The sequence below is a fragment of the Azospirillum sp. FG154 genome (genome assembly GCF_057809575.1).
The window spans coordinates 22,745-44,874 of sequence record NZ_JBMDKF010000033.1 but is presented as its reverse complement, the minus strand read 5'-3'; the positions used below and the strand labels follow the sequence as shown (position 1 = coordinate 44,874).

The 22,130-nt window shown below is 66.3% G+C and carries 17 protein-coding genes; 6 read left to right on the top strand and 11 right to left on the bottom strand.

The window, feature by feature from the left end:
* Positions 1–24: 24 nt before the first annotated feature.
* The 3 genes from glpX to ACODS4_RS25335 form a co-directional block, all read right to left on the bottom strand.
* Positions 25–990 carry a class II fructose-bisphosphatase gene (glpX, locus tag ACODS4_RS25345; RefSeq protein ID WP_488868466.1) on the bottom strand — a complete coding sequence of 322 codons (966 nt, stop codon included), beginning with the start codon at positions 988–990 and terminating at the stop codon, positions 25–27.
* Positions 991–1,067: 77 nt separating this feature from the next.
* The gene (locus ACODS4_RS25340; RefSeq protein ID WP_488868446.1) at positions 1,068–2,375 is read right to left on the bottom strand and encodes a homoserine dehydrogenase; all 1,308 of its coding nucleotides are present in this window, start codon (positions 2,373–2,375) and stop codon (positions 1,068–1,070) included.
* A complete protein-coding gene (locus tag ACODS4_RS25335; RefSeq protein ID WP_119829857.1) occupies positions 2,375–3,646 on the bottom strand; it encodes an LL-diaminopimelate aminotransferase in 1,272 nt (423 codons plus the stop codon). Before ACODS4_RS25335 ends, ACODS4_RS25340 begins: the two co-directional genes overlap by 1 nt.
* Positions 3,647–3,911: 265 nt before the next feature.
* Between ACODS4_RS25335 and ACODS4_RS25330 the strand changes: the two genes are divergently transcribed.
* Positions 3,912–5,987, top strand: a complete 2,076-nt coding sequence (locus ACODS4_RS25330; RefSeq protein ID WP_488868445.1) for a methyl-accepting chemotaxis protein — start codon at positions 3,912–3,914, stop codon at positions 5,985–5,987.
* Here ACODS4_RS25330 and ACODS4_RS25325 read toward each other — a convergent pair.
* Positions 5,962–7,788 carry a pentapeptide repeat-containing protein gene (locus ACODS4_RS25325; RefSeq protein WP_488868444.1) on the bottom strand — a complete coding sequence of 609 codons (1,827 nt, stop codon included), beginning with the start codon at positions 7,786–7,788 and terminating at the stop codon, positions 5,962–5,964. The two genes, ACODS4_RS25330 and ACODS4_RS25325, sit on opposite strands and share 26 nt — an antisense overlap.
* Before the next feature lie 116 nt (positions 7,789–7,904).
* On the bottom strand, positions 7,905–9,605 hold the full coding sequence (locus ACODS4_RS25320) for a hypothetical protein (RefSeq protein ID WP_488868443.1): 1,701 nt from the start codon (positions 9,603–9,605) through the stop codon (positions 7,905–7,907).
* Between the two features lie 144 nt (positions 9,606–9,749).
* Between ACODS4_RS25320 and ACODS4_RS25315 the strand changes: the two genes are divergently transcribed.
* The 4 genes from ACODS4_RS25315 to ACODS4_RS25300 all read left to right on the top strand — a co-directional run bounded on the left by ACODS4_RS25315 (position 9,750) and on the right by ACODS4_RS25300 (position 14,869).
* Positions 9,750–10,322, top strand: a complete 573-nt coding sequence (locus ACODS4_RS25315) for a peroxidase-related enzyme (RefSeq protein ID WP_488868442.1) — start codon at positions 9,750–9,752, stop codon at positions 10,320–10,322.
* Between the two features lie 52 nt (positions 10,323–10,374).
* The gene (sppA, locus tag ACODS4_RS25310) at positions 10,375–12,111 is read left to right on the top strand and encodes a signal peptide peptidase SppA (protein WP_488868441.1); all 1,737 of its coding nucleotides are present in this window, start codon (positions 10,375–10,377) and stop codon (positions 12,109–12,111) included.
* A gap of 206 nt (positions 12,112–12,317) precedes the next feature.
* Positions 12,318–12,686: a hypothetical protein gene (locus ACODS4_RS25305; protein WP_488868440.1), complete on the top strand. Its 369-nt coding sequence runs from the start codon at positions 12,318–12,320 to the stop codon at positions 12,684–12,686.
* A gap of 650 nt (positions 12,687–13,336) precedes the next feature.
* On the top strand, positions 13,337–14,869 hold the full coding sequence (locus ACODS4_RS25300) for an MDR family MFS transporter (RefSeq protein WP_488868439.1): 1,533 nt from the start codon (positions 13,337–13,339) through the stop codon (positions 14,867–14,869).
* A gap of 137 nt (positions 14,870–15,006) precedes the next feature.
* On the opposite strand, the gene ACODS4_RS25295 is transcribed toward ACODS4_RS25300, so the two are convergent.
* From ACODS4_RS25295 to ACODS4_RS25285, 3 genes are read right to left on the bottom strand one after another with little or no spacing between them, the layout of a single operon-like run.
* Positions 15,007–16,470, bottom strand: a complete 1,464-nt coding sequence (locus tag ACODS4_RS25295; protein WP_488868438.1) for a HAMP domain-containing sensor histidine kinase — start codon at positions 16,468–16,470, stop codon at positions 15,007–15,009.
* On the bottom strand, positions 16,467–17,144 hold the full coding sequence (locus ACODS4_RS25290) for a winged helix-turn-helix domain-containing protein (protein WP_488868465.1): 678 nt from the start codon (positions 17,142–17,144) through the stop codon (positions 16,467–16,469). Before ACODS4_RS25290 ends, ACODS4_RS25295 begins: the two co-directional genes overlap by 4 nt.
* A gap of 55 nt (positions 17,145–17,199) precedes the next feature.
* Entirely contained in the window at positions 17,200–18,768 is a 1,569-nt protein-coding gene (locus tag ACODS4_RS25285; protein WP_488868437.1) for a DegQ family serine endoprotease, read from the bottom strand.
* A gap of 418 nt (positions 18,769–19,186) precedes the next feature.
* Here ACODS4_RS25285 and ACODS4_RS25280 point away from each other — a divergent pair, with 418 nt between their 5' ends.
* A complete protein-coding gene (locus ACODS4_RS25280; RefSeq protein WP_488868436.1) occupies positions 19,187–19,777 on the top strand; it encodes a nitrogen fixation protein NifQ in 591 nt (196 codons plus the stop codon).
* A 13-nt stretch (positions 19,778–19,790) separates the two neighbouring features.
* Here ACODS4_RS25280 and ACODS4_RS25275 read toward each other — a convergent pair whose 3' ends face one another.
* The 3 genes from ACODS4_RS25275 to ACODS4_RS25265 form a co-directional block, all read right to left on the bottom strand.
* Entirely contained in the window at positions 19,791–20,120 is a 330-nt protein-coding gene (locus tag ACODS4_RS25275; RefSeq protein WP_488868435.1) for a hypothetical protein, read from the bottom strand.
* Between the two features lie 31 nt (positions 20,121–20,151).
* The gene (locus ACODS4_RS25270; protein ID WP_488868434.1) at positions 20,152–20,556 is read right to left on the bottom strand and encodes a response regulator; all 405 of its coding nucleotides are present in this window, start codon (positions 20,554–20,556) and stop codon (positions 20,152–20,154) included.
* A 201-nt stretch (positions 20,557–20,757) separates the two neighbouring features.
* Positions 20,758–22,128: a diguanylate cyclase gene (locus ACODS4_RS25265; RefSeq protein ID WP_488868433.1), complete on the bottom strand. Its 1,371-nt coding sequence runs from the start codon at positions 22,126–22,128 to the stop codon at positions 20,758–20,760.
* Positions 22,129–22,130: the final 2 nt, after the last annotated feature.

The following is a 22,130-nucleotide window of genomic DNA, read 5'->3' as shown; positions in this document are numbered from 1 at the left end:
CCCGGCGAAAAGCCGGAAAACGGCTTACTTCACCGTCGATTTGCGGTGCAGATTGTGGTGCGCCTCAATGTAGCGGACGGTGCCGGACTTGGAGCGCATGATGACGGAGTGGGTGTAGGCCCCGCCGGGGAAGCGGCGGACGCCCTTCAGCATGGCGCCGTCGGTCACGCCGGTGGCGGCGAACATGACGTTGCCGCGCGCCAGTTCGGTCAGGCTGTATTTCTTGTTCAGGTCGGTGACGCCCCACTTGGCGGCGCGGGCCTTTTCATCGTCGTTGCGGAACAACAGACGGCCCTGGAACTGACCGCCGATGCAACGCAGGGCGGCGGCGGCCAGCACGCCTTCCGGCGCGCCGCCGGAGCCGACATACATGTCCACGCCGGTGTGTTCCTGGCTGGTGGCGATGACGCCCGACACGTCGCCGTCGTTGATGAGCATGATGCGGGCGCCGGCCTCGCGCACGCGGGCGATCAGCTCGGCGTGGCGCGGACGGTTCAGGATGCAGACCAGCAGCTCTTCAACCTCGGCGCCCTTGGCCTTGGCCAGAGCCTTCAGGTTGTTGGCGGGCGTCTCGTCCAGATCGACGATGTTGTCCGGCAGACCGGCGCCGACGGCGATCTTGTCCATGTAGACGTCGGGGGCGTTCAGGAAGCCGCCCTCTTCGGCCATGGCGATGACGGCCAGCGAGTTCGGGCCGCCGGTGGCGCAAATGGTGGTGCCTTCCAGCGGATCGAGCGCGATGTCCACCTTGGGGCCATGGCCGATGCCGGCGCCGACCTTTTCACCGATGTAGAGCATCGGGGCTTCGTCGCGCTCGCCCTCGCCGATCACCACGGTGCCGTCGATGTAGAGCGTGTTCAGCGCCTGACGCATCGCGTCGACGGCGGCCTGATCGGCGAGCTTCTCATCGCCACGGCCCATCAGCAGAGAGGCGGACAGCGCCGCCGCCTCGGTGACGCGGACGGCCTCAAGCGCCAGGTTCCGGTCCATGTTGGACAGGTCGACTTGCGTAGACATGGTGTGCTCCCCCCGACTCTGCGGTCGTATTAGGCGGTCATAAAAATGGTTCAGAACTGCTCGATGCGGATCATGCGCGGCGGTTCGACCACGCTGTCCAGGGCGGCGATGGTGGCCAACGCCTTGCCCATGGACGCTTCGTCGGTGTCGTGGGTGGTCAGCACCACCGGCACGGCTTCGCCGGGCGAACGTCCCCGCTGAAGGAACTGCTCCATCGACACGTTTTGATCGCGCATCGCGGCGGCGATGTCGGCGATCACGCCGGGGCGATCCAGAACCATCAGACGGACATAATAGGATCCACGCCGCGATTCCATCGGCGACGGTGTCGCAGCCCCCAATTGATCGGCGGGAACGCCGAAGGTCGGGGTGGAGCGACCACGCGCGATGTCGATCAAGTCCGCCACCACCGCCGAGGCGGTCGGCCCGCCACCGGCGCCGCGCCCAACGAACAGCACGCGATCGGCGAAATCGGCTTGCGCCACCACGGCGTTGAACACCCCGTCCACCGCCGCGATGGGGGCCGTGTTCGGCACCATGCAGGGATGGACGCGCTGCTCGACGCCCGCGTCGGTGCGGCGCGCGATGCCCAACAGCTTGATGCGGAAGCCCAACTGATCGGCGTAGTCGAAATCGACCGCGCCCACCTGTCGGATGCCTTCGATGTGGACCGAGGCGAAATCGACCGGCGTGCCGAAAGCGACGGAGGCCAGCACCGCCAGCTTGTGCGCCGCGTCAATGCCGTCCACGTCAAAGCTGGGGTCCGCCTCGGCGTAGCCCAACGCCTGGGCGTCGGTCAGCACATCGGCGAAATCGCGGCCCGTCGTCCGCATTTCGGTCAGGATGTAGTTGCAGGTGCCGTTCAGGATGCCGTGGATTTCCGACACGCGGTTGCCCGCCAGCCCTTCGCGCAGCCCCTTGATGATCGGGATGCCGCCCGCCACCGCCGCCTCGAACGCCACGGTCAGGCCCTTGGCTTCGGCCTTCAGGGCGATCTCGGTGCCGTGAACGGCCAACAGCGCCTTGTTGGCGGTGACGACATGCTTGCCGGTTTCAATCGCGGTGGCGACCGTGTCGCGCGCCGGGCCTTCCGACCCGCCGATCAACTCGACCACCAGATCGGCGTCGGGATCGGCGGCCAGAGCCACAGGGTCGTCGTACCAGCGCATCGCCGACAGATCGACGCCGCGATCCTTGCCCTTCGAGCGGGCGCTGACCGCGACCACCTTGATCCGGCGACCGCAGCGCTGCTCGATCAAATCGGCTTGCGTTTCCAACAGCTTCAGAACCCCGGCGCCGACCGTTCCCAGACCGGCGACCGCGATGTTCAGAGGGGCGGCTTTGTGGTCTTTGGACATCAGACTTTCGCTTTCTCGGCTTCCAGAAGGGCGGCGCGCGCCGCCGGGTCTTTGCTGGCGGCGATGGCCCCCGCGTTGGAGCGGAAAAACTCCTTGATGTTGCGGGTGGCCTGCCGGATGCGGTGGACGTTCTCAACCATCGCCAAGCGGACATGGCCGTCGCCATACTCGCCAAAGCCGATGCCGGGCGCGACCGCGACCTCCGCCTCCTGCAACAGCAGCTTGGAGAATTCCAGCGAGCCGAGATGAGCGAATTGCGGCGGGATCGGCGCCCAGGCGAACATTGAGGCGGCGGGAACCGGCACCTCCCACCCGGCGGCGGCCAGCCCCTCGATCATCACGTCGCGGCGCTGCTTGTACATCTCGCGGACCTGCTGCACGCAATCCTGCGGCCCGTTCAGCGCGGCGGTCGCCGCCACCTGAATCGGCGTGAAGGCGCCGTAATCCAGGTACGACTTGATGCGGGCCAACGCGGTGATGAGCTTCTTGTTGCCCGAGGCGAAACCGATGCGCCAGCCCGCCATCGAATAGGTCTTCGACATCGAGGTGAACTCCACCGCGATTTCCCGCGCCTCCGGGATTTCCAGGATGGAGGGCGGCGGGTTGCCGTCAAAGAAGATCTCGGCGTAGGCCAGATCGGACAGGATGTAGATGCCGTGCTTACGGCAGAACTCGACGATCGGGCGGTAGAAATCCAGCCCCACGACCTCGGCGGTCGGGTTCGACGGGTAGTTCAGCACCAGCGCCAGCGGCTTGGGCACGCTGTGGCGCACCGCGCGCTCCAGCGTGTTCATGAAGCTGTCGATGTCGGTCAGCGCGCCGTTCTGCCCAACCGGCAGATGGCAGACCGAGGCGCCGGCCAGGATGAAGCCGAAGGGGTGGATCGGGTAGCTGGGGTTCGGCACCAGAATGATGTCGCCCGGGCTGGTGATCGCCTGCGCCAGATTGGCCAGACCCTCTTTCGACCCGATGGTGACGATGGTCTCCGTCTCGGGGTCGATGTCCACGTTGAAGCGGCGCTTGTAATAGGCGGCGTGCGCCTTGCGCAGACCGGGGATGCCGCGCGAGTTTGAATAGCGGTGCGTCTTGGGATCGCGCACGGCCTCGATCAGCTTGTCGACGATGTGCTGCGGGGTCGCCTGGTCGGGGTTGCCCATGCCGAGGTCGATGATGTCGGCGCCATTAGCTCGGGCGCGGGCCTTCATAGCGTTCACTTCGGCGAACACGTAAGGGGGCAGGCGCTTGATGCGATGGAATTCAGTGTTGGACATGGGACGCTCCGGAAGACCAGGCCGGTCACGCCACGAACCCTATGAATCCTGCGGACCGGGACCCATCTTCTACCGCCCCATCGCGGCGGATGCGAGGCAAATTTCGCGCCGCAGGATTTGGCCTCCCGAAACGGGGAAAGACCTTCGGATGAGCCGGAAGCCCCTTTAGGCTGAAATAGAGGATGATCCTTATTGCCAAAGGACTGGTTTCCAGGGTCCAATCGCTCCCCGTCATCGCCCAAGACGGCGCAAGGAGAAACAGACTATGGCCGCGTTGACCGCCTGGATCGAGCGTCGCCTTGGCGACGTCCGCGTCACCCGCAAGTTGGCGTTGGCCCTGTCCATCCCGTTGATCGGCGTGATTCTTTTGTCATCCTTCGCCATTTGGCAGCAGGGGACGATCAGCCGCGACGCCCAGAATCTGGAAAGCGTGACCCGCCTTTCCATCGCCATGACCGACCTTGTGCACGAGTTGCAAAAGGAACGCGGCTCCTCATCCATCTTCTTGGGCGGCGCGAAGACCGATCAGGACCGCGCCCGGATGGACAAGATCCGCACCGGGTCGGACGCCAAACTCGACGTCTTGCGCCCGCAATTCGCCGACATCTCGATCAGCAACCCCCGCCTGCGCGCGGCGATGGATGGGGCCAACGCCGCCCTGCCCCGCCTGACCGCGTTGCGGACGGCGGTCAACGCCCAATCCCTGACCTCGCTGGAGGTGGTGCGCGGTTACACCGGCCTGATCCGCTCCCTGCTCGACGCCGCCGCGCTCGCCCCGATCATCGCCAGCCACCCCGACCAAATCCTGACCGCCAACGCCCTGTTCGCCGTGTCGGAAGCCAAGGAGCGGCTGGGCCAGCAGCGCGCCGTGGGCGGCGGCGCCTTCCGCAAGGACCGCTTCCCCACCGACCTGCACGAACGCTTCGTCGAGTTGACCGGCGAATACCGGGCGCTGCTCAGCGGCCTGAAAACCAAGCTGACCCCCGAACAGGCCCGCTTCTTCGACGACACCGTGACCGGCAAAGCGGTGGAGGAGGTGGAGCGGATGCGCAAGATCGGCACCGCGTCGGCCTATGGCGCCGGAAACCAGGGCGTGGACGCTGGCGTCTGGTTCGACACCATCACCGTCAACATCGACCTGTTGAAAACGGTGGAAAACCGGCTGGCCGGGGATCTGCTGCGTCTGGCCCGGCAGGACGCCGACGCCGCCGCCAGCCGTCTCGCCGCCGTCGGGGGCGGGCTGGCACTGCTGATCGCCGTCATGCTGACGGTCGCCCTGCTCGTCGCCCGCAACATCACCGCGCCGATCCGCCGGTTGAACGGCGCCATGGCCCGGATGCAGGCCGGGGAACGCGACTTCGCCATCGACGGCGCCCAGCGCCGCGACGAGCTGGGAGTCATGGCCGCCAGCCTGGATTCCTTCCGCCTCAGCCTGGCCGAAGGCGACCGGCTGGCCGCCGAACAGGCCCGAATCCACGACGAACGGCTCCGCCACGCCGAACGGGTCGAGGCCCTCGTCGCCAATTTCGACAGCCGCATCGACGGCGTCACCGCCCAGTTGGCGACGGCGGCGGGCGGCATGCGCGGCAACGCCGACCGCATGAACCGGATCGCCCAGGACACCGAACAGCATGTGCTGGCGGTCGCCCAGGCGTCGGAACACGCGTCGAGCAACGTCCAGGCGGTGGCGGCGGCGTCGGAGGAGTTGACCGCCTCCATCTCCGAAATCGGGCGGCAGATGACCGGATCGACCGCCATGGCCGAACAGGCGGTGGCCGACGTGCGCAAGGCGTCGGGCATCATCGCCCATCTGAACGACGCCGCCCGTCAGGTCGGCGAGATCGTCGGCCTGATCCAATCCATCGCCGGGCAAACCAATCTGCTGGCCCTGAACGCCACCATCGAAGCCGCCCGCGCGGGCGAGGCGGGCAAGGGATTTGCCGTGGTGGCGAGCGAGGTCAAGGCGCTGGCCAACCAGACCGCCAAAGCGACCGAGGAGATCACCGGCAAGGTCGCCGAAATCCAAACCGCCACCAACGACACCGTGGCGGCGATCACCGACATCGGCCAGGTGGTGGGCCGGATCGAGGAAAACATCTCCGCCGTCGCCGCCGCCGTGGAGGAACAAAACGCCGCCACCGCCGAAATCGGCCGCAACGCCCAACAGGCGGCCCTTGGCACCGACGCCGTATCCCACAGCTCCACCGCCGTCGGCGCCCAAGCCATCCAAACCGGCGACATGGCCCGCGAGGTCCTGACCATGGCCGACGGGCTGAAGCAGCACGCGGATGGGCTACGGCAGGACGTGACGCGGTTTATTGCGGATATTCGGGGGGCGTGAGGGGTTGGGGGGTGGGGATGGATTCGCTGTCGCGGATGATTTTGCGGAGGGTGGCGCGTTCGTAGTCTTTTAAGTGCTTTTCGCCCAGACAGGTGGGGTCAAGGAGGCGTTTGGCTAGGGCTACTTGGTCAAAGCTGGGCTCTAAAATGGGGTCTGTCTTGTCAAAGATTATCTCAAGAAGGAAGGCCATATTGTCAAATCCGGCCTTACGAAAGGAAGATTTTATTTTTGACATGCGCCCTGTGACGCCATGCACAGCCTCGCCAACCTCTTGGCACACCAGCCGATCCAGATAGCGAGTCAAGTCATCCCGCAAGGTTGGTGGTGGCACGCCAAGCGCACCACGCAACGCCCGCTCGCTTTTGGCATCTTCGTCCGGCTCGCGTTCTGTCCGCAGTATCGCCATCCGTACGATCATGCGATCCCGCGCGCCGCCGACTGGAACGGCGGCAATCCACGCATCAATGGACCTGTCGTTCACATCCTTGCTACGGGTGTAAAGGATCTGTTCACGATGGTCCGCATGGAGGAAGGACGTCTCCGAATTGATAATCGCTGCCCACAAATTTGCGCCTCCTACATTAGCGCCTTGAAATTGAGAAAAAATCATATCAGCGCCTTGAAATTGAGAAGAACTCACGTTAGAACCTTGAAATTGAGAAGAACTCACATCAGCACCTTGAAATTGAGAAAAAATCATATTAACGCCTTGAAATTGAGAAAAGCGCGCATTAGCGCCTTGAAATTGAGAAAAAATCATATTAGCGCCTTGAAATTGAGAAGAACTCACATCAGCACCTTGAAATTGAGAAGAGCGCGCATTAGCGCCTCTCAAATCCACTCCTGTCATTCGCGCTTTACGCAAATCCGCCCCCCTCAACTGCGCTCCACGCAAATTCCGCCCGCGCAAATCAATCGTCCACTGCACCTTGTCCAGCTTTTCATCATCCACAAAATCAACATCGCGGGGAGCAAGCACCCGCCACAAGAAATCGGGACTCTGATGAGGAAACGTCACGATCCCATCATGAATCTCTCCCGGAAAGGTCGCGACCAGCAGGCTGAAGGCCACATAGGCCGCCATCACCGGCCCGGCCATCTCCATGCCGCCGCGCAGCCACCGCCCCCGCGCCTCCGGCAACAGCCGCACGCGATCCCCCAACACGGCTTTCAACCACCGGGCCAGCAGGACCAACAGGCCGACATCCGCCACCAGACAGACCCGGTGCCACATGGTGACGTATTCATCGTGAAAGGCCAGAAAGCGCAACTGGAAGGCCAGCATCAGCGCCAGCGGCATCACCGCCACCGTCGCCAAGGCGATCATGCCGTCGAACAGCCGCAGCAGATTGCCCTGCTCCGCATGCCCCAACAGCCGGGTCAGGAAAAAGGCGTCCAGGCGGCGGTACAGCGGTTCCCGCGCCTCCTCGCTGGGGACAAAGCGTTGAATCGCCGCGCGGTAGAATCCCACGTCGCGCGCCAGCACAGTGATTTTGCGCACCAGATACAGGTGAAACACCAAAAACAGCGGCGGGGCGGACCAGAAAAACGCCTGTAGTCCCAACTCCACCCCGATCAACGGCAGCTTGACCGGGGTCAGCAGGATCAGGGCGCGGTCGGTGATCGACAGGGTGGTGAAGAACAGATAGGCCCACAGCGACAGATAGGCCAACCACTGCGTCACCGCCCGCAGGCTGGTGGAATTGACCGACGCCTCCAGCTTCGCCAGATCCCACACGTCGGGCAGCGCCGGTTTCAGGTTCTTCAACTCAGGCGGCGATGGCTTGGCGGTATCGGCCATAGGAACGCTCGAACGGCTGGGGGATGACGCGCGGGGTTGAGCCGCGCCGCTTGTCTCCCACCGATCATAGAACAACGAACGCGCCGCACAACCCGCCTCAGCCCACCCAATTCCCCCTACGGAATCGGCGCCAGCGCCAGACAACCGCTTCCCAGCGTCCAACCGGACATCCGAAAGACGATCCCCTCCCCGATCCGGTCAAAGGCCGGGGTCGACTCCACCGGGCAAGACGTCGTCGTCGCCAAGCGATACGCCTTGATAGGCGTAGACGGCGACGGCGACGGCGACGGCGACGGCGAGCAAATGCGGTCGGGGGTGACGAAGAAATCCAGCGCCGGATTGCGGTAGCAACTGGAAAGGCCAAAATGATCGAGGTCCAGCAGAATGCCGGAGAGAAAGGCCGGAATCCGGCCGGTCCCGTTTCCGGCCCGCCATTGCGTCGGGTTTGGCGGCACGGCGTCCAGTTGCACCTGCGTTCCCGGCGGAGTCTCGGCGGCGATGGCCTGGGTGAGGGAGCGCAGCATGGTCTGGCGTTCCTTACGCTCGACGTTGGGGTTGTACAGACTGGCCGTTCCGGCGAAGACCACCAGCGCCAGACCAGCGGCGAGCCAATCCAACCCCTGAACGCGGCGCCCCAGCTCGACGGCCAGCAAAAGCCCGCCAACGCTGATCGGCAGGAGGGCCGTCGCGATGAAGTAATTCGCGGCGTAATAGGTCAGCGGCCCCGGCGTCGCCAGAAACGTCAGCGCCGACGTGGCGCAGGCGAACAGAACGGTCAAAAAAACCGCCGCCCAGATCGGCCGACCGCGCCCCGTCGCCAGACAACCCAGCCCCCCGCCCAGCAGCGCCAACCACAGCCAAGGATCGACCAGCCTCCATTGCGCCTTCAACAGCCTGGCGACCTCCAACACGGACAACAACGGCGCCTCTTGGCGGCTTCTGGCGGCGGCGGCGAGAATCCGCAACAGATTCCCTGGCGGATAAAGCCAAAGATCCAAGAGCGGCGGCAGCGCGAAGAGCAGCGCGATCACGACGACTCCCCCCCAAACCGGACGGGAGAAGCCCCCCAACCCCTGCCGACGCCGGTTCCACGCGCCCAGCAGCGCCGCCAAAAGCCAGATTGGCCCGGCGATCAACGGCATCGGAATGTAGCCATGGACCAACGCCGCCAAACAAAAGCTCGCCACCATCAAACCGGCGGCGGAGCCAAGCAGCGTCATCGCCGCCGCCAAAAGAAAGGTCAGGAATGGCGAAATCAAAACATGGGGCATCCAAAAAACGGCGAGGACGCCCACGTTGCCCTCTGACTTGATGGAGAATTGCGCGAGGATCAACAAAAGACTGACCGTCGCCGCCGCCGCCGCCCGCCAATTGTCCGCCCCGACCCGCCGGGCCAAATCATGCGCAAGCCCGGCAAACAGGCCAAGAAACAGCGCGTTGCCCGCCATCACGCCAATCAACTGCGCGGCGAACACGGAATCGACCCAGCCGCCAATCAGCCACTGCCCCAACAGGCGCACGTACAAAAAGAACGGCCCCGGGTGATTGCACCAATAGGTGTTGTAATGACCGACCAGCAACCAACCATGCGCGGCGCGCTGGGTTTGCAAAATGTCGGACGCGTAGTCGCCCAACAGCAGAATCTCGCCGACAAAGATCGGCCGGTTGGCCAACAGAAGCGCCGCGAACAGGGCGAGGCCCGCGACGATTCCAGTGAGCGTGGCCGACGGGCCGGAAATCCGCAAGCGCTGGAGCAGGCCAAGCGCGGGCCGGCCTTCTCTGCGGGGGTCAGCGATCAGACGGGATGGCGCGGTCATCGGCGATGATTAACACAGCGGAACCACCGGCGCCACGATCCCGCCGCCCCCCCACGCGTCAACCGCCCGTCAACCACGCTTTGCCTTCCCCGCCCGCCCCCGCTACCCTTCGGCGCAACCAACCAAGCCATAAGGAAACGCCCGATGCCGCAGCCCGATCACGTCATGGCCCTGCCCGTTCCCGATCCCGCCACGCTGGACGAAGATCTGCGCGCGCTGTTCGACAAATGCACGGAAAAGCTGGGATTCGTGCCGAACGTCCTGCAAGCCTACAGCCTGCGGCAAAAGAAGCTGCGGACCTTCGCTCAGCTTTACAACGAACTGATGCTGGGCGAGAGCGGCCTGTCGAAGCTGGAACGCGAGATGATCGCCGTCGTCGTCTCGTCCGCCAACCATTGCTATTACTGTCTGGTCGCCCATGGGCAGGCGGTGCGCAAGCTGTCGGGCGATCCTGAATTGGGCGAGATGCTGGCGGCCAATTACCGCGTCGCCCCGCTGCCGCCGCGCCAGCGCGCCATGCTGGATTTCGCCTGGAAAATGACGAAGGAGCCGTGGACCGTCGGGGAGGAGGACCGCGCCGCGCTGCGCGCCGTCGGCTTCACGGCGGAGGAGATCTTCGACGTCGCCGACACCGCCGCCTTTTACAACATGTCCAACCGGATGGCGACGGCGGTGGACATGCTGCCCAACCACGAGTACCACAAGCTGGACCGCTGACACCCCCGCCACCCGCGCAGCCGATCCCGCGCAACCGACCGGAGCCGCCGGAATGTTGAGGTTTTTCACCCGCCTGTTCGCCACCATCGGCCTGCTGGTGGTGGCCGCCCTGGTCGGCGGCGCGTTTCTGGTGATTCGCCACCAACCCAGCCTGCCGCGCGGCGTCGTGCTGGATCTGGACCTCACCCGCAGCCTGGGCGAGGGCGGCGAGGATCGGTTGGGCGGGCTGCTGGGCCACGACGCCAGCCTGCGCGACGTGCTCGACGCGCTGGAGCGCGGGCGCAAGGATCCTCGGGTCAAGGGGGTGCTGGCCCGTCTGGGCGGCGACCAGATCGGCTTCGCCCAAACCCAGGAGCTGCGGGCCGCCATCGACCGTTTCCGCGCGTCGGGCCGCTTCGCCGTCGCCTACGCCGAAAGCTACGGCGACGGCGGGTCAGGCAACCGCGCCTTTCTGCTGGCCAGCGGCTTTGACGACGTGTGGCTGCAACCCCTGGGCATGGTCGGTCTGACCGGCCTGTCGGCGGAGGTTCCCTTCGCGCGCGGCGCGCTCGACCTGCTGGGCGTCCAGCCGCAGTTGATGCACCGGGAGGAGTACAAAAGCTTCTCCGAGACCTTCACCGAAACCGGCATGACCCCGGCCAACCGCGAGATGCTGCAAGGGTTGATCGGCGACCTGACCAACCAATTGGTGGACGGCGTCGCCAAGGGCCGCCGCCTGCCCCCCGCCGGGGTCCGCGCGGCGATGGAGCGCGCGCCGCTGCTGGACCGCGAGGCGCTGGACCTCAAGCTGATCGACCACATCGGCTACGCCGACGAGGCGCGCGACGCCGCCCTGCAACGCGCCGGGCAAGACGCCGAATTGGTGGATCTGTCGGATTATCTGACGGTGGCGGGCGGCCCACACGACAGCGGCCCGACCGTGGCGCTGATCCACGTCGTCGGCACCATCACCGGCGGCAAGAGCGAGCGCCCGACCCTTGGCGAGATCAACGCCGGATCCGACACCATCGTCCGCGCCATCGAGGACGCCGCCGACGATCCCGACGTGCGCGCCATCCTGTTCCGCATCGACAGCGGCGGCGGATCGGTGTCGGCGTCGGAGGCGATCCGCCGCGCGCTGCTGAAGGCGCGCCAGCGCGGCAAGCCGGTGATCGCCAGCATGGGCGACGCCGCCGCGTCGGGCGGCTATTGGATCGCGCTGGCCGCCGACCGCATCGTCGCCTCCCCCGCCAGCCTCACCGGCTCCATCGGCGTGGTGGCGGGCAAGATGAGCTTCGGCGGCCTGTCGGACAAGCTGGGCGTCCGTTGGGACCGGGTTCCGGCGGCGCGCAACGCCGGCATGTGGTCCGCCATGCACCCCTTCTCGCCCAGCGAAGAAGAGCGGATGACCGCCATCATCGACGCCACCTACGCCAGCTTCCTGGAACGGGTGGCCGAGGCCCGGCGCCTGACCCCCGACCAGACCCGCGCCGCCGCCAAGGGCCGCGTGTGGACCGGCGCGCAAGCCCGTGAGCTGGGCCTGATCGACGATCTCGGCGGCCAGGAAGAGGCGTTGACCCTGGCCCGAACCGCCGCCGGTCTGGACGCCGACGCGGAGGTGACGCTCGCCCCCTACCCGCCGCCGAAATCCGTCGCCGACGAACTGCTGGATCTGCTGTCCGGCGGCAAGGGCGAACTGATCGGCGCCCTGTCCGCCGCCGCCCCCCTCCGCCCCCTGCTGAGCGCGCTGTCCCCCTTGCGCGACCAAACCGGCGTCCGCGCGGCGATGCCGCCGGTCGGGGTGCGCTAGTCTGCTGTAAGACCCCCCTCCCCATCCCTCCCCCGCTCGCGCGGGAGAGGGGGCCGGAGCTTTGTCAAGGCGCGGCGTTCCCTCTCCCGCGTCAGCGGGGGAGGGTTAGGGAGGGGGAACCGCGCGACGCCCTTTCCTCTCCAATCCGCCGCCTCCCCCTGCTACGACGCCACCCACACGGGAACATCGCGCCAGGGGAAAACCGCATGGACATCATCCAAGCCGCTGCCGAAACCATCGCGCTGCTCCGCCCGCTGCTGCCCGCCATTCTGGATGGCGGCGCGAAGGACATCGGCAAGACCGCCGTCGCCGTCCCCCTTGCCAAGGGCGAAACACTCTGGAGCCTGTTGAGCGGCGCGCCCGCCAGCGCCCCGATGATCGCCGCCGCCCAAGCCGTGGCGACCAAGCCCGACGACGCGGCCCTGCAAGACGCGCTGAGGGGCCAAATCATCGACCTGCTCGCCACCAACGCCACCCTGCTGCACCAGATCGCCCACGCGCTGAGCGACGGCAAAGCGAGGAACCTTCTCCCCTCGGGAGAGGGAAGGGACCCATGCGGAGCATGGGAAGGGTGAGGGGTTTGACAAGGAGCCATGCGGTTCGGGATTCTTGGACGCCCCCTCACCCTCCCCGCCTGCGGCGGGTCCCCTCCCTCTCCCGCGTGGCGGGAGAGGGCGAAGGCGGCGCGGGGATGTTCCGCACGTCGTTGTCGGGAGCTTCGGGGCGCGTTAGGAATAATGACCTGTCTTATGCGGAGTCCCCGCCATGCTCGCCGCCGCCAACCCGCCATCCGATCCTGTCCCCGCCCCCTGTCGCCCCGTCGATGGCCGGGCCAATGGAACCGTTGAACAGGGGCGGGAAACCTGTCGCGCGGTGTTTCAAACGTTCCATTCGCCCGCCCAAAGCACCGGTCGCCCCGACGGCGACGGCGCCAATCGAACAGTTGAACAGCGTCGGGAAAACTGTCGCACGGTGTTTCAAACGTTCCATTCGCCCGCCCAAAGCCCCGGTCGCCCCAGCAAACCAGCCGTCGCGCGTTCCACGCCGCCCCCGTTTGGAACATGGCCCCCCCGGCGGCGGCGGACTCCGAAGGTTCCGGCGATGGGAGGACGGCTCCCTCCCCCATCGGTCTTTCCGGCGCGCCGGGCGCGATCCGCTGTTGCGTGGAATCGTTCCAGGCGTATGGTGTGGCCGCCTGCGGTTTGCCCCATTCGAGACGCCGATCATGCCCGCCAGCCCTGACACCAGCGCGCCCCCCGTCTTCTCCCACAAGGAGATCCTCAACGTCTTCAGCGGCGTGGCCTTGGCCATGCTGATGGCGGCGATGGATCAGACCATCGTGGCGACGGCCTTGCCGACCATGGCCGGTCAGTTGGGCGGGTTGGACATGCTGCCCTGGGTGGTCACGGCCTATCTGCTGACCTCGACCACCACGACGCCGATTTACGGCAAGCTGTCGGACCTCTATGGCCGCAAGCGGGTGCTGGACGTCGCGATTTTGCTGTTTCTCGCCGGGTCGCTGCTGTGCGCGGCGGCGCAGAGCATGACTCAGCTCATCCTGTTCCGCGCGGTGCAGGGGTTGGGCGGCGGCGGCTTGATGTCGCTGGCCTTCACCATCATCGGCGACGTCGTCGCCCCGCGCGAACGCGGGCGTTACCAGGGGATGATCGGCGGCGTCTTCGCGTTGGCCAGCGTCGCCGGGCCGCTGTTGGGCGGGGTGTTCACCGAAACCATCGGCTGGCATTGGATCTTCCTCATCAACCTGCCCATCGGGGCGGCGGCGCTGGTGATGACGCGGCGGGCGCTGGGCCGTCTGGCGGTTGGCCGGTCGAAGCCGACCATCGACCTGCTGGGGGCGCTGCTGCTGACCGGCGCGGTCACGAGCCTGCTGGTGGTGGCGACGCGCGGCGGCTCGCCCGGTTTGGACTGGACCTCGCCGCTGTGTCTGGGGCTGGCCGGGTTGGGCGTCGTCCTGCTCGCCGCCTTCCTGTGGCACGAGGGGCGGGTGGCGGAGCCGATTTTGCCGCTGCCTCTGTTCCGCCTGCCGGTGGTCGCCATCGCCAACCCGGTGGTGGCGGTGTCGGCGATGGTGCTGTTCGCCGGAATCGTCTTTCTGCCGCTGCATCTGCAACTGGTGCAGGGGACCAGCGCCACGGCGTCGGGCCTGCTGCTGCTGCCGATGGTGCTGGGCATGACCTTTGGCGCGGTCGGCGGCGGACGGTTGATCGCCAAGACCGGGCGTTACAAGATTTACCCGCTGGTCGGGCTGGCCCTGTCCGCCGCCATGTATCTGGCGCTGGGGCTGCTGCCGCAGGTGGCGGGGGACGGGCTGTGGTCCACCGTGATCCTGGTGCCGCTGGGCTTTGGGTTGGGGCTGGTCATGCCGGTGATGACGGTGGCCGTGCAAAACGCGGTCCCGCACCGCGATCTGGGGGCGGCGACCGCCTCGGTCGGGTTTTTCCGCTCGCTGGGCGGGTCGGTCGGCGTCGCGGTGTTCGGCGCGGTCTTCAACGCCGCCGTGTCGGATCGGCTGAGCGGGGCCGGGCTGTCGGGCCGCGCGGTGCTGGAGCATGGGGCCTCGGCCCTGGTCGGGCTGCCCGACGCGGTGAAGGTCGGGGTGCTGGCGACGCTGGAGCATGGCTTCGCCACGCTGTTCCTGATGGCCGCCGGGCTGGCGGCCCTGTCCTTTGTGATGACGCTGTTCCTGGTGGAGTTGCCCTTGCGCTCCGCCGCTTCGCCAAAGGTCAAGACGGCGTAAAGGCGTATAGGCGAAGCGGCCAGTTGGAGCGGACGGGATTCGCCCCCATATGGACTTCGAGTGACGCAAGGATTTGCTGTCATCTCGCTGATGACTTGACGGCCCGCTGGAAACGGCGGGCCTTCTTTCGGTCTGGCTCAGCTTTTGGCGTCAGCGGGAAAGACCAGGGCGACGCGCAAGCCCGGCTGATTGTCCGACAGCTCCAGCCTCGCCCCGTGCAGCGAGGCCACCGCGTCCACCAGACTGAGGCCAAGCCCGTTGCCGGGCGAGGCGCGCGCCGCGTCCAGCCGCACGAAGCGTTGCAGCACCTTGGGCCGCTCCTCCGCCGGAACGCCGGGGCCGTTGTCGGCGACCGTCACCCGCGCCGCCTGCCCGGCGGCGGCCCCGTCCAGCCGCAGGGTGATGGTTCCCCCCTCCGGCGTGTATTTGATGGCGTTGTCGAGCAGGTTGGACACCGCTTGCGCCAGCAATTGGCCGTTGCCGCGCACGGTGACGGTTTGCGGCGCCACCCCCTCGGCGATCTCCATCGCCAGACGCTGGCCGCGCTCCTCGGCCACCGGCTCGTACAGGTCGGCGGCGAGTTGCACCACATCGACCAGATCGACCGCCGTGAAGTCGCTGCGCTTGGCCCCGGATTCCGCCTCGGCGATGGACAGCAGGGCGGTGAAGGTGGCGATCAGCCGGTCAGCCTCGCCGATGCTGTCCTGCAAGACGCCGCGATAGACCTCCGCGTCGTCGGTGTCGTGAATCAGCGCCAATTCGATGCGGGAGCGCAGGCGGGTCAAGGGCGTGCGCAGGTCATGGGCGACGCTGTCCGTCACCTGCCGCATCCCGGTCATCAACCGTTCGAGGCGGTCCAGCATGGCGTTGAGGTTGCCCGCCAGACGGTCGATCTCGTCGCCGCCGCCAAAGCGCGGCACCCGGTCGCTGAGGTCGCCCGCCATGATCTGGCGGGTGGTGCGGTTGATCGCCTCGATCCGCCGCATGGCCCCCCGGCTGACCAGCAGCCCGCCGCCCAACCCCAGCATCGCCGTGGCGGCGATGATCCAGCCCAACGACCGCACCATGCGGTCGCTCAACTGGTCCAGCTCGCTCATGTCGCGCCCGACCAGCAGGCGGAAATGCCCCGGCAGGGTGAAGGTCATCGCCTGCGCGGTGGACGGGCGGTTGCTGACGCCGCTGGTGTCCGCCACCTTGAAATGGATCCAGCCGGTGTCGCTCGGCGTCGCGTCGGGCCAGCGCGACAGGTTGCCCGCCAGAATCGATCCGTTGGGCGTGGTCAGCAAATAAATCGCGTTGTTGTTGACCACGGCGCTGCGCCCGCGCACCAGATCGACCAGACCGGGAAGGCCGTATTTGGTGTAGTGGTCCTGGAACGCCCCGACCTCCAGCGCCACCGTTTCGCCGATCTCCTCGCTGAGAAAACCGGCGGTGGCGCGGTAGACGACGACCAGGATCAAGCCGACCGACAAAACGAACAGCAGAAGATACAGGGCCGACAGGCGGACGGCGGTCGTGCGCATCATCCGCGCCGCCGCCGCCACGCACCGCTTGATCCGCCCCGGCTTGACCACGCAATCCGCCGACGCCGCCGCCGTCACGAAGCCGCCCGCAGGCTGTACCCCGCCCCGCGCACGGTGTGGATCAGCGGCGTCGGAAAATCCTTGTCGATCTTCTGACGCAGCCGGGCGATGTGGACGTCGATGACGTTGGTTTGCGGATCGAAATGATAATCCCAGACATTTTCCAGCATCATGGTGCGCGTCACCACGCTGCCCGCGTTGCGCATCATGTATTCCAACAGGGCGAACTCGCGCGGCAACAGCTCGATGGGCTTGCCCGCGCGCTTCACTCCGCGCGCCAGCAAATCCAGCTCCAGATCGGCGACGGTCAGCTTGGTTTGCGGCTGGGACGCGCCGCGACGGCGGACCAGAACCTCGATCCGCGCCAGCAGTTCGGAAAAGGCGAAGGGCTTGGTCAGGTAATCGTCGCCCCCCGCCTTCAGCCCCTTCACCCGATCCTCGACGCTGCCCAGCGCCGACAGGAACAGCACCGGCGTGTCGTTGCCCGCCGCGCGGAGCACCTGGACCAGCGACAGCCCGTCGCGCCCCGGCAACATGCGGTCGACGACCATCACGTCGTAATGCTCGCCCCCGGCCAGATACAAACCCTCTTTGCCGTCGTTGGCGACGTCGACCACATGCCCGGCCTCCTTCAACCCCTTGGCGAGGTAGCTGGCGGCCTGCTGGTCGTCTTCAATGACAAGGACTTTCATGTCCATCAGTGTAGCCTCCCCCAACCGCCGGGCCAAGCGCGGGCGCGCCGGTCGCTCACGCCTTCAGCTTCAAAGCGACGAAGGTTTCGTTTCCCTGGCGGTTGATGAGGACCAGCACGGCCTTTTGCCCGGCTTTTTCCGCCTCCGCCACCTTGCGGGAGACGTCGGCGGGGGTCTTCACCGCCTCGTCGCCGACGCGCACGATGACGTCGCCGGTGCGGATCGGGGTTTCCGTCTTGGGCGCCAGCCCGGTGACGACCACGCCCTTGATCGCCTCGTCCACGCCCAGCCGCTTGCGCGTCGCCGCGTCAAGCGTGGCGAGCTTCAGCCCCCGCACCGCCTCGGCGGAAGCGGAATGGTCGCCCTTCCCCTCGTCGGCGGACGCGACCTGGGTGTCGGCCAGACGGTCGATGTGAACGGCCACGGTCTTTTCACGACCCTGGCGGACGATCTTCAAATCAACGGTTCCACCGGCCTTGGTTTCCGCCACCCGGCGGGTCAGATCGCGCAGCGTGTCCACCGACTGGCCGTCATAGGACAGGATCACGTCGCCCTGACGCAGGCCAGCGCGGGCGGCGGGGCTGTCCGCCGTCACCTCGGCGACCAGCGCGCCCTTGGCGTTGGGCAGGCCGACGCTGTCGGCGATTTCCGGCGTCACTTCCTGAATCTTCACGCCGAGCCAACCGCGCTCAACCTTGCCGTTTTCCTTCAACTGGGCGACCACCTCTTTGGCCAGATTGGACGGAATGGCGAAGCCGATGCCGACCGAACCGCCGTTGGGCGAATAGATCGCCGTGTTGATGCCGATCACCCGGCCCGACAGGTCAAAGGTCGGACCGCCGGAATTGCCCCGGTTGATCGCGGCGTCGAGCTGGAAATAATCATCGTAGGGGCCGCTGTGGATGTCGCGCCCCCGGGCCGAGACGATGCCCTTGGTGACGGTGCCGCCCAAACCGAACGGGTTGCCGACCGCCATCACCCAATCGCCGACGCGGGTTTTGGCGCTGTCGGCCCAATCAACCGAGGGCAACGGCTTTTCCGGCTTGACCTTCAACAAAGCGAGGTCGGTCTTGGCGTCGCGCCCCACCAGCGTGGCGGGCAGCGCCGTGCCGTCCTGAAGCGTCACGGTGATCTCGCTGGCCCCGTCGATGACGTGGTTGTTCGTCACCACATAGCCCGCCGGGTCGATGATGAAGCCGGAACCCAGCGCGCCGGTCTTGCCGCGCGGACCGCCGCCATCCTCCTCCCCATCCGGGCCGCCATTCTGGCCCTGCGGATCCTGGAAGCGACGGAAAAACTCCTCAAACGGCGAGCCGGGCGGGAAGGCTGGCATGCCGGGCATGCCGGGTTGAGCGCGGGCGACGGGCTTGGCCTCTTGCGTGGCGGCGATGTTGACGACGGCGGGACTGACCGCCGCCGCCAGATCGGCGAAGCTCTTCGGCGCGACGTCCATCTGAACAGCCGTCGGCGGCGTGACCTGGGCGTGAGACGCGGCCCACCCGGCCAGGGCCGGGCCGGTCAGCACCGTCGTGCCGAGCAGCAGAGCGACAACCGCCCGGCGCAGGCGCTGCGGGCGCGACGGGGCGGCGGTGGCCGAGCGGGCGGTGGAAACGGTGGTCGTCATGCGACTGCACTCCATAGCGAACGTCTGGGGGCCGGAAGACCGGAGGCTTCCGGTGATGAAGGACACCCTACGGCGCGCCCGCTCACCAGCGCCTTGCCGGTGGATGAAATGTTTTTCAGGCAGGGTGACGGAAATAAGGCGCCGCCTTGCCCCGCGCCATGCGCCTCGCGCCCTTTCCCTGCAATCCGGCGCGTCGCATCGCAGCAACGTCGGAGCCTCCCATTCTGGCCCCAAACGCCAACCGTCAAGTCTTAAGTGGTGATGACGCTTTGTTCAAACAGCCTAGAAATTCAGCACTCTCCCATCATCACCCCGACAGTGAGGCGAAATGCCGCATCTCCTTAAGATTCGGCGGATCTTCGCACACGCAGCATTGTGCCCCACCATGGCCCCACCCCCTTGTTCGGCGGAGCGCGCCATGTCCGAATCAGCCACGGTCTCCCCCCTCGACGACGCCGCAGCGACCGACCGGATGATCTTCGGGCGCGTTCTTGATCTGGCGATCCGCGATCCGGCGCGCGGCTTGTCCGCCGCCCTGGCCCTGAGCCGGGAGGATTTGCGCGCGCTGGCCGCCCGCCACGCCCCCCAGCATGAAACGACCATCGCCGCCCTGCCCGACGTCAGCCTCGGCGTCAGCGACGACGCCATTGAAGAGGCCGACTTGCGCGCCTTTCTGGTCGATCATGGCGCGCGCGGCGCCGAGGAGGAACGCTGGCTCGCGGCGATCCTCGCCCGCCGTTCGCTGGAACCGAACCATCTCTGGCAGGACATGGGGTTTCATGATCGGGGGGAGTTGAACGCCATGTTCCAGCGTCACTTTCCGGCCCTGGTCGCGGCGAACGCCAACGACATGAAATGGAAGAAATTCTTCTACCGCCAGCTCTGCGAGCGTGAAGGGCTGCTGCTGTGCAAATCCCCAAATTGCGAGGTCTGCGAGGATGTCGAGGTCTGCTTCGGCGAGGAATCCGGCGATCCGCTGACCACTTTGGCCCGCTTGGCGCGCGGTTGACGCGCCCGGTTCGTCAACGCGGCTGCGCGCCCAAATCCTCGAACACCAGGCCCTTGACGCCCGTGTAAAAGCGCCCTTTGCCGTTCACCGTCATCTGCGGTTGACCGGGTTGCGGCGAAAAGCTGGCGGCGTAATAGCAATCATGCTGGTCCGGCTTGTCCTTGGCCACGACGCACCCCTGCTTGCGAAAGACGTCGAACGCGCGGAAGACCACACCCTGACGCTCCAGAACGCGGCGGGTGTGCCCCTCCACCAAAGCCCGCATTTCGCCTTCGGACGGTTCGCCCGAACACCCGGCCAAGACGGGCAGGCACAGCGCCAACAGGGCCAACGCGCGTTTCATCGCCGACAATCGCCCCTCGCCGACACCCCCGTCACCGATCCCCAAGCAGGCGGTCCACCCGCTCCTTCAGCGCGGCGAAGGAGGGAGGCTTGACGACGAAGCCGTTCACGCCCAGCGCCATCGCCTGCTTCACAATTTCGGATTCGGTGTGGTTGGTCAGGAACACCACCGGGGCGTTCGGATTGGCGGCTTGGCCGCTGGCGCGGAGTTGCGCCAAAAATTGCAACCCCGACACCGGCTTCATGTCGATGTCGCAAACAATCAGATCGGGGTTGGTGCGGATGCATTCCTGCATGCCGGTTTCGCCATTGTCGGCTTCCGCCATCCCCTGGAAACCGATCTGCGTCAGGATTTGCACGATGGTCCGGCGGACGAAGGGCTGGTCTTCGATCACGAGGATGCGGAACTGTTCGTAGCTGACCGGCTGCTTGTCCATACACCGCTTCTCCGCCAAGCTCGCCCGCGCGAATTTTTTCCTGCGGGTTGAGCGCGTTGTCTCTTTCGTAACCGCTCGCAGCATCACTGATACTGTCTGACGCGGCAATCGGCAACCGCTGTCCGGTTACAAACTCTGCAATATGGTTTTTCGTTTGAAAGCGTCCTTCCGTGGAAAGCACGGCGGGCCGCTCCGTTGCGGTCAGCCTGCCGGGGAGGTTGACGCGCCGGTCTCGTCAAAGATCTCGACCCGGTTGCGTCCATGGGATTTGGCGGCGTACAGCGCCCGATCCGCGCGGCTCAACGCCCGTTCAATGGTCATGTCGTCTTCGCCGCATATGGCGATGCCGATGCTCACGGTCATGCGCAACACGCCGTTCAGATGGGGGATGTCGGTGGCCGCCAATTGTTCGCGCAGGCGTTCGGCCACCTCCCGCGCGGCGGCCAGCCCGGTTTCCGGCAGAATGACGGCGAACTCTTCGCCGCCCAAGCGTCCGATGTGATCCGTGTCGCGCAATTCCGCCCGGCACACAGACGCCAGACGGCACAAAGCCTGATCGCCAACCGCATGACCATATTGATCGTTGATCGACTTGAAACGGTCGATGTCCAGCATCAACACCGACACGGGATGACCGTAACGCCGCAGGCGGGCGATTTCGACATCCGCCAACTCCCAAAAGCGGCGGCGGTTGCACAGGCCGGTCAGCGGATCGGTGGTGGCCAGGCGGCGCAACTCCGTTTCCACCCGCTTGCGCTCCGACACGTCGCGGATGACGGCGGTGTAGAGCAGCCCTCGGGCATGGTGCAGTTTGGCGATCGACACCTCGGCGGGGAATTCCCGACCGTCGCGGGTCAGACCGACGACCTCGCGGCGCGTGGCCATCAAACGGGATTGCACCGGCCCGGCGCCGAACTCCGCGATGCTCGCCTCATGCGCGGCGCGCAAATGCTCCGGAATCAGCAGGGACAGCGGGCGTCCGACAATGTCGATGGCCTCATAGCCGAACAGCCGCTCCGCCGCTTGATTGAACAGAGTGATGGTCAGCGATTCATCGGCGGTCAAAATAGCGTCCTGGGCCATCCCAATGATGCCTTGCAACCGCTCTTCCGACAGGCGCAGCTCTTCTTCGAGCCGTTTGCGGGCAATGGCGTGCTGGATGGCCCGCCACATCAGCGGCCCGTCGGTCTGTCCCTTGACCAGATAATCCTGGGCGCCCGTCTCCAGGATTTGCAAAGCGAAATCCTCGTCATCGAATCCAGTCAACACCACCAGCGGCAACGACGGAACATCGGCGTGCAGACGACTGACGGTTTCCAGACCGAAGCTGTCGGGCAGCGACAGGTCGAGCAGCACCACGTCGCCGACGTTGCGGTGCAGCCACGCCTGCGCCTCGCGCAAGGACGTGACCCGAGTCACCGTGGAGCGGCGGGCGTAGGGGCGCAAGGCTCGGATGACCAACGTCGCGTCGGCGTCGTCATCCTCAACCAGCAAAATGGCGGTCAGGCGGTCAACCGCTGAACGCGCGTCTGCGCCGCCCGGATGAGAGGGCGGATTGGCGGGCTTGACCATGG

Bases quoted from the DNA above. Each gene is read 5' to 3' on its own strand.
- glpX (WP_488868466.1), bottom strand. From the start codon at position 990: ATGGACCGGAACCTGGCGCTTGAGGCCGTCCGCGTCACCGAGGCGGCG.
- ACODS4_RS25340 (WP_488868446.1), bottom strand. From the start codon at position 2,375: ATGTCCAAAGACCACAAAGCCGCCCCTCTGAACATCGCGGTCGCCGGT.
- ACODS4_RS25335 (WP_119829857.1), bottom strand. From the start codon at position 3,646: ATGTCCAACACTGAATTCCATCGCATCAAGCGCCTGCCCCCTTACGTG.
- ACODS4_RS25330 (WP_488868445.1), top strand. From the start codon at position 3,912: ATGGCCGCGTTGACCGCCTGGATCGAGCGTCGCCTTGGCGACGTCCGC.
- ACODS4_RS25325 (WP_488868444.1), bottom strand. From the start codon at position 7,788: ATGGCCGATACCGCCAAGCCATCGCCGCCTGAGTTGAAGAACCTGAAA.
- ACODS4_RS25320 (WP_488868443.1), bottom strand. From the start codon at position 9,605: ATGACCGCGCCATCCCGTCTGATCGCTGACCCCCGCAGAGAAGGCCGG.
- ACODS4_RS25315 (WP_488868442.1), top strand. From the start codon at position 9,750: ATGCCGCAGCCCGATCACGTCATGGCCCTGCCCGTTCCCGATCCCGCC.
- sppA (WP_488868441.1), top strand. From the start codon at position 10,375: ATGTTGAGGTTTTTCACCCGCCTGTTCGCCACCATCGGCCTGCTGGTG.
- ACODS4_RS25305 (WP_488868440.1), top strand. From the start codon at position 12,318: ATGGACATCATCCAAGCCGCTGCCGAAACCATCGCGCTGCTCCGCCCG.
- ACODS4_RS25300 (WP_488868439.1), top strand. From the start codon at position 13,337: ATGCCCGCCAGCCCTGACACCAGCGCGCCCCCCGTCTTCTCCCACAAG.
- ACODS4_RS25290 (WP_488868465.1), bottom strand. From the start codon at position 17,144: ATGAAAGTCCTTGTCATTGAAGACGACCAGCAGGCCGCCAGCTACCTC.
- ACODS4_RS25285 (WP_488868437.1), bottom strand. From the start codon at position 18,768: ATGACGACCACCGTTTCCACCGCCCGCTCGGCCACCGCCGCCCCGTCG.
- ACODS4_RS25280 (WP_488868436.1), top strand. From the start codon at position 19,187: ATGTCCGAATCAGCCACGGTCTCCCCCCTCGACGACGCCGCAGCGACC.
- ACODS4_RS25275 (WP_488868435.1), bottom strand. From the start codon at position 20,120: ATGAAACGCGCGTTGGCCCTGTTGGCGCTGTGCCTGCCCGTCTTGGCC.
- ACODS4_RS25270 (WP_488868434.1), bottom strand. From the start codon at position 20,556: ATGGACAAGCAGCCGGTCAGCTACGAACAGTTCCGCATCCTCGTGATC.
- ACODS4_RS25265 (WP_488868433.1), bottom strand. From the start codon at position 22,128: ATGGTCAAGCCCGCCAATCCGCCCTCTCATCCGGGCGGCGCAGACGCG.